We start from the raw sequence: 6273 nt of genomic DNA, 5'->3' as shown, positions 1-6273 counted from the left end.
CTCCAGATGTCTTCGACACCATCCGGCAGCAAAATCACTCTTTCCGGCCGGAGCGCCTCGACCGCCCCCTCATCGTGGGTCACGAGGACGATCGCGCCGCTCGCGGACCCGCCCAGCCCGTCCTGGACGTACTTGACGGCGAACCCCGTCACCGCGCCCTCGGCCACGTACGCGCAGGCCAGCACGCCTCCGATGACCAGCAGCGGGCGCCAGGGCACGGTCGGGGCCTGGTCCGCGAGCGGCCGATGGTCGCCGGGAGCGCCACGTGCCCCTTCCTCGGGGACGACCGGCGAATCACCAGGCAGCGGTGCCGGGGACGTTCCGGGCCCGCCGCGCGCACCGTCGCCGGGGACGGCCGGCGCGTCGCCCGGAAGCCGCGCGCGGGCGATCCCGAGCGCGATGAGCAGGCCCACCGCGGCGGGTGGGGCGAAGCCCGCCGCCAGCGAGAGGTCCAGGTGGTTGGCCAGCGAGATCCAGAGCGAGCCCGCGATGCCCATCGCGCTGAAGACCGCGAAGAAGCCGTTGACCATGCTGCGCCCCGCGCGCCGCTGCGCCGCGACGGCCTGGGCGTTCATCGCCGCGTCCAGCACGCCCATCGACAGGGCGAACAGCGCGAGCGCCGCGAGCAGTCCGCCGAGCCCGGCGGGCAGGCCGATCAGCAGCACCGCGACGGGGAACAGCACCTGCGCCCAGCGCAGCACCGGGCCGGAGCCGGTCCGCGCGGCGAGCCGGGCGGCGAGGAGCCCGCCCGCGACGGCCAGCACCGGGATGCACACCACCAGCAGGTTGATGGCGTCGTCGCTCAGCTCGTGCGCCCGCTGGAGCTCGGGGCTGCGGGAGATGACGGCGGCGAAGGCCAGCCCCTCGGCCGCGTACACGGCGTAGAGCGCGCGGGCACCGGCCCCGGCACCGCGCGTGATCGTGGTGGACGCCCGCGTCGCGGCGGCCCCCGACCGTCCCATCGTGAAATCCCCCACATTTCGAGACGTCGCCATGCTATCCGGAGATCGATCCGTGCCGATGGCGGAACGGCGGGGCCGGTCCCCACCGCGTCCTGTACGCCCGACGTGCGGCCCGGCGCCGTACGAGCGTCGGTTTCTCGCGGTCTCTGGAGAATTCCCTGGTGGCCGCTCCCGGACAGGCCGTTCGGGAACCCAAGACGAGGGCGCCGCGCGGGAGGCCGGCCGGAATGGGGCCGAAGATCGCAAAGCGGCTGGTCGGCGGCACCGCGGCGCGACCGAGGGGGAAGACCGCCGCTCCGCGCCGCACCCGCGCCGGACCTGCGGCGAGACCGCCGCCGGCGGACAAGGTAAGCGATCGGTAAGCGCCCTCGGCGACAATGAAGGAGTGCCCTCCGCCAGAGACTCTCACGGCATGGCTCGCACCGCACTCCTCGCGGCGGCGCGGAGGCACCGGCGCGGCCTGCGCCGGTGTCCTGCCCCGGAATCCGCCGGTCCCCGCGTATCAGGCGAGCCGCGGCCCGCTCCCTTCCCTACGGGGACCAGCGTTCCCAGGCCCCGGCGGGCCCCCGCTCCGGCGCGGAGACGCCGGCGCCCGCGAGACCGATCAGCGCGATAGCACCGGCCCGGGCCGCGCCCGCGCCGTTTGACACAATCACCGACCCCGCACAAACGAACCGTCAAGGCCGGAACCGCATCTAATGGCGGGAAGCCGGAGCACGGGTGTGGGGAGACGATTGAATGTTCAGCACCGGCGGCGCGCCTTCGCGGCGTGCCGCTCTCGCATACCGTCACGGGAATTCTCAGGCCCATTCACACAGCCGTAACTTGCGGCGATTCTTGCCTGTGCGTGCGCGGACATCTACGGCAAGTGATCATCGCGGCCATTCTCACAGATCGCGAACGACCGTTCACCGAACGGCCGGCATAAGGCCGGGCGGATCTCAACGATCTTCATTCGCGGCGATCACGGCGTCCCCTTCGGGATATGACTAGGGGCGGTTAGGGGTGCCCCGGATAAGGGGTCCGCAATAGGCTGCCATCGTGGATCGCCGGGAAATACAACGAAACGCCCGGACAGATCAGTACATACCGCCCGCTGTATCGAACGGGCGAGGAACAGGTCACGAAGCACGGATGAACGAAGCGGCGAAGCACGGCCCCGCGCCGGGCAACGCGTGCCGGCCGGGCGGCTCCCCGCATGGCCGGACGGCACAGCGCGCCGGGGACGCGATCCGGCTCCGGGGCCCGGGACCAGAAGCTGACAGAGGGGGAAGCTCAGCGGTGTTGGTGAGGCGAGACAAGACACTCCGACTGCTCGACGAGCTGTTGATCACGTCCGCGCGGGGGAAGGGGGGCGCCGCCGCGATCAGCGGGTCGGTCGGGATGGGCAAGACGTCCCTGCTCAACACCGTGGCGGAGCGGGCGGCGTCGTCCGGCGCGCTGGTCCTCACCGCGGTGAGCTGCCGGCACGAGCGCGATCTGCCCTTCGGGGTGCTCGGCCAGCTCTTCCCCGCGATCGACACGGCCGCCCGCGGGGCCGGCACCGCCACCCCCGCGTTCGCACCCGCCGCCGTCCCCGGGACCGCCACGGCGCCCGGAAACGTCGCCGTTTCCGAGCACGCCACCACGTCCGGGCACGCCGCCCCTACCGGGTACGCCACCGGGTCCGGCAACGTCGCCGTTTCCGGGCACGCCACCCCTGCCGGGCACGCCACCCCTGCCGGGCACGCCACCGTGGTCGAGCACGCTGCCGCTGCCGGGCACTTCGCTGGGGCGGGGTCGGGGCCGGGCGAGCGTGATCTGCTCGTCGTCGCCCGTGAGACGCAGGCGCGCGTCAACGCGCTGGCGGGCGAGCGGGCCCTCGTCATCGTCGTCGACGACGTCCAGCACGCGGACGCCGCGTCGCTGCGGTGCCTCCAGTACGTCGCCCAGCGCCTGGCCTCGCTCCCCGTCGCGCTCGTGTTCGCCTACGGGACGCCCATCGAGGACAGGCCGCCGCGCGTCCTGCACGACCTGCTCTACAGCCCGGGCGTCCGGCGGATCCTCCTCCAGCCGTTCTCGCTGGACGAGATCGGCCTGCTGGCCGGGGGCCGCACCGCCTGCGCCCACACCACCCGCCTGGTCGAGGAGGTGCGGGCCCTCAGCGGGGGGAACCCGCTGCTGGTGCAGGCACTGCTGGAGGAGCACCGGTTCTGCGACGCGCCCGACGTCGCCGGGACGCCCGGGACGGCCGCCGCGGCCGCGCCGGACGGCCTGCCGACGGGCCACCTGTTCCACCAGGCGGTGCTCGCCTGCCTGCACCGGGCCGGTCCGGCGGCGGTCCAGCTCGCCCGCAGCATCGCGGTGCTGGAGGGGACGGCGAGCCCGCTGCTGCTGTCCCGGCTGAGCCGCCTCGACGCCGAGCTGGTCGGCCGGCTCCTCCGGGCGCTCACGGCGACCGGCGTGCTGCACCGGGCGCGGTTCCGGCGGGCCGCCGTCCAGCAGGCGGTCCTGCACGACACCCCGCCGGGCGAGGCGGCCGCCCTGCGTCACCGCGCCGCCCGGCTCCTGCACGACGACGGGGCGCCGGCGCCGGCCGTCGCCGCGCTGCTGGTGGACGCGAGCCCGCTGCGGGAGCGATGGGTGCTGCCGGTGCTGCGGGAGGCCGTCGCGCACGCCCTGAGCGGCAACGACATCCCGCTGGTCACGCGCTACCTGGAGCTGGCCGCCGAGTGCTGCGCGGACGAGGCGGAGCGCGCCGCCGTCCGGGCGCAGGCGGCCGGGATCCAGTGGCAGCTCGCGCCGGCGACCTCGGCCCCGCACTTCCTCGCGCTGAAGGGGCCCGCCCTCGCCGGCCGGCTGCGCGGCGCGGACGCGCTGCGCAGCGCCCAGGGCATGCTGTTCAGCCTGCACGTCGACGAGGCGCTGGAGGTCATCGACCACCTCAACACCGACGAGCACGACCAGGGCGACACCTCGGCCGAGCTGCGCGCCACCGGCGTGCTGCTGGCCGCGGAGTTCCCCGGCCTGCTGGAGCGCACCGCCCGCCCGCTTCCCGCCGCCGGCGCGTCGGCGACGTCCCCGTCCGAGCTGCGCGCCGGGCACGCGCTGACGCTGGTCCTGGAGCGCGGCGCGGACGAGTACGCGATCGCCGTCGCCGAGCAGGTGCTGCAGAGCAGCGACCTCCGCCCGCCGCTCATGATCAAGGGGTATCTGGCGGCGCTGATGTCGCTGCTCTACGCCGACCGGCTGGAGGCCGCCGCCGACTGGTGCGAGCGCCTGACGACCGAGGTCGGCGGGCACGAGGCGCCCGCCTGGGGCGCGGTCATCGAGTGCACCGGCGCGCTGGTCGCGCTCCGCCGCGGACGGCTCGCCGAGGCGGTGAAGCAGGCCGGTTCGGCGCTGGAGGTGCTGTCCGGGCCGCGCTGGAACGTCAGCTCCGCGCTGGCCCTCGCTGTCCTCGTCGAGGCGCACACCGCGATGGGCGACCACCAGGCCGCCGCGCGGCACCTGGCGACGGAGGTGCCGCCCGCGCTGTTCCTCACCCGCCCGGGGCTGCACTACCTGTACGCGCGGGGCCGCCACCACCTCGCCACCGACAACATGTACATGGCGCTCTCCGACTTCATGGAGTGCGGCGAGCTGATGCGGCGCTGGAACATCGACACGCCGGCGCTCGTCCCGTGGCGGCTCGGCGCCGCGGAGGCGTGGCTGCGGCTCGGCGACACCGAGCAGGCGACGCACCTGATCGAGGAGCAGCTCGCCCGGGCGGACGGCCGGCTGGTGCGCTCGCGCGGGCTCGTGCTGCGCGCCCTCGCCTCGGTGCGGGCCGTCGGCAAGCAGCCGGTGATACTGCAGGACGCGCTCCGCTTACTGGAGGTCAGCGGCGCCCGGTACGAGACGGCGGGCGTCCTCGCCGACCTGAGCGGCGCCTACCAGCGGCTCGGCGAGAAGGCGAAGGCGCGGACGACCGCGCGGCGGGCGTGGCGGATCGCCAAGAGCTGCCAGGCGGAGGCCATGTGCCAGACGCTGCTGCCGACGTACGCGCCGCGCGCCGCCGCCGCGGGGTCCGGCGACCCGCGGGACGGCGGCGCGGGACACACCACGTTCGCCAAGCTGAGCGACTCCGAGCGGCGCGTCGCGGTGCTGGCCGCGCAGGGCTACACCAACCGGGAGATCGCCGGGAAGCTGTTCATCACGGTCAGCACCGTGGAGCAGCACCTCACCCGCGTCTACCGCAAGATGGACATCAGGAACCGCGAGCAGCTGCTCGCGGGGATGCACGTCGACAGTTCGGAAGCCGTCTGACCGCCACCCGGCGGCGGCCCTGAAGCGTGCGAGGGCCCGCCCCTGGATTCCGGCCCGCGAGCGCCCGACCGGCGCCGCCCGGCCCCTGCCTCGTCCCGAGGGGCAGGGGCGTCCCCGTCTCAGCGGCAGGGATCGCCGGTGCCGCGGCCCCTCCGGCGGCCCGGCCGGCCGAAGCCGGCGCGGCGGATGTCGATGACCTCCGCGCCGAACACGGGCAGCAGGAAGTCGGTGACCGCGTTCACCACCTCGGCGAAGTGCTCGTCGAGGAAGCGCCGCCCGCCGGTGAAGATCTTGGCCTGGAACTCGCCGGCCGTGTGCCGGCGCCAGCCGAGGACGTCGGGCACGGGGGTCTCGGCGTCGCCCTCCCCGCCGAACGCGAAGATGTCGGTCCGCACCCGCATCCGGCCGTCGCAGTCGTACGCCCCGATGCCCGCGTAGGCGCCGTCCGCCGCGCGCACGCCGCCGTCCCTGATCCGGGACGGCGCGGCGCAGCCCGCCGTGAACAGCGCCACGGGGTCGATCGCGTACTCCTCCTCCAGCCGCCGCGCGAGCTCGAAGGCGAGCACGGCGCCCGAGCCGTGCCCGAACAGCGCGACCGGGCGGTCGACGCGGTCGCCGACGGCCTCGACGAGCCGGTCGGCCCGGTCCTCGATGCTCTCCGCCGCCAGGCCCCGGACCGGCCCGTCCGCGACGTCGTGCCGGACGGCGAGGACGTCGACCGACGGGGCCAGCGCCTCGGCGAACGCGTCGAAGACGGCCGCCGGGGCGTTCCCGTACGGCAGGCAGAACATGAGGACCTTGCTTCTCAGGCCGGGCCGCAACCGCCGGATCCACGGGAGGGCGGGATCGTTCCCAGGCATGGCGGCATTCCTTACGTGGCGGGGGGCCGGGCGGGAGGCGGGGGCCCGCCGGCCGGGAGCGGGCCGTGCGGGACGTGGCGGGAGGCCGCGGCGAGCCCGCTGGACGGGGACCGCGGCGTGTGGCGCCCGGCTACCCGGACGTCCAGGACGCGGCCGCCCGGTAC

2 protein-coding genes and 1 pseudogene are annotated in these 6273 nt (G+C 75.0%); 1 reads left to right on the top strand and 2 read right to left on the bottom strand.

The genetic code is table 11. From position 1 onward, the window contains the following. Window positions 1-152 precede the first annotated feature (152 nt). Window positions 153-962 (bottom strand): annotated as a pseudogene (locus E1300_RS46455) (MFS transporter); the annotation flags it as partial. A 1281-nt stretch (window positions 963-2243) separates the two neighbouring features. On the opposite strand from E1300_RS46455, the gene E1300_RS46450 reads away from it, so the two are divergent. Next, window positions 2244-5249, top strand: coding sequence for a helix-turn-helix transcriptional regulator (locus E1300_RS46450; protein WP_207400385.1), 3006 nt, complete (start codon window positions 2244-2246; stop codon window positions 5247-5249). Between the two features lie 119 nt (window positions 5250-5368). Here the strand turns inward: E1300_RS46450 and E1300_RS46445 are convergent, their stop codons facing one another. Further along, entirely contained in the window at window positions 5369-6109 is a 741-nt protein-coding gene (locus E1300_RS46445) for a thioesterase II family protein (RefSeq protein ID WP_131763654.1), read from the bottom strand. Window positions 6110-6273: the final 164 nt, after the last annotated feature.

The organism is Actinomadura fibrosa (assembly GCF_900659615.1).
Taxonomy (GTDB): domain Bacteria; phylum Actinomycetota; class Actinomycetes; order Streptosporangiales; family Streptosporangiaceae; genus Spirillospora; species Spirillospora fibrosa.
Note: the sequence above shows the minus strand (reverse complement) of the source record. Positions and strands in the feature narration are given on the sequence as shown.

What these genes read in the sequence shown, in the direction of transcription:
- E1300_RS46445 (WP_131763654.1), bottom strand. Translation starts at nt 6,109, where the DNA reads ATGCCTGGGAACGATCCCGCCCTCCCGTGGATCCGGCGGTTGCGGCCC.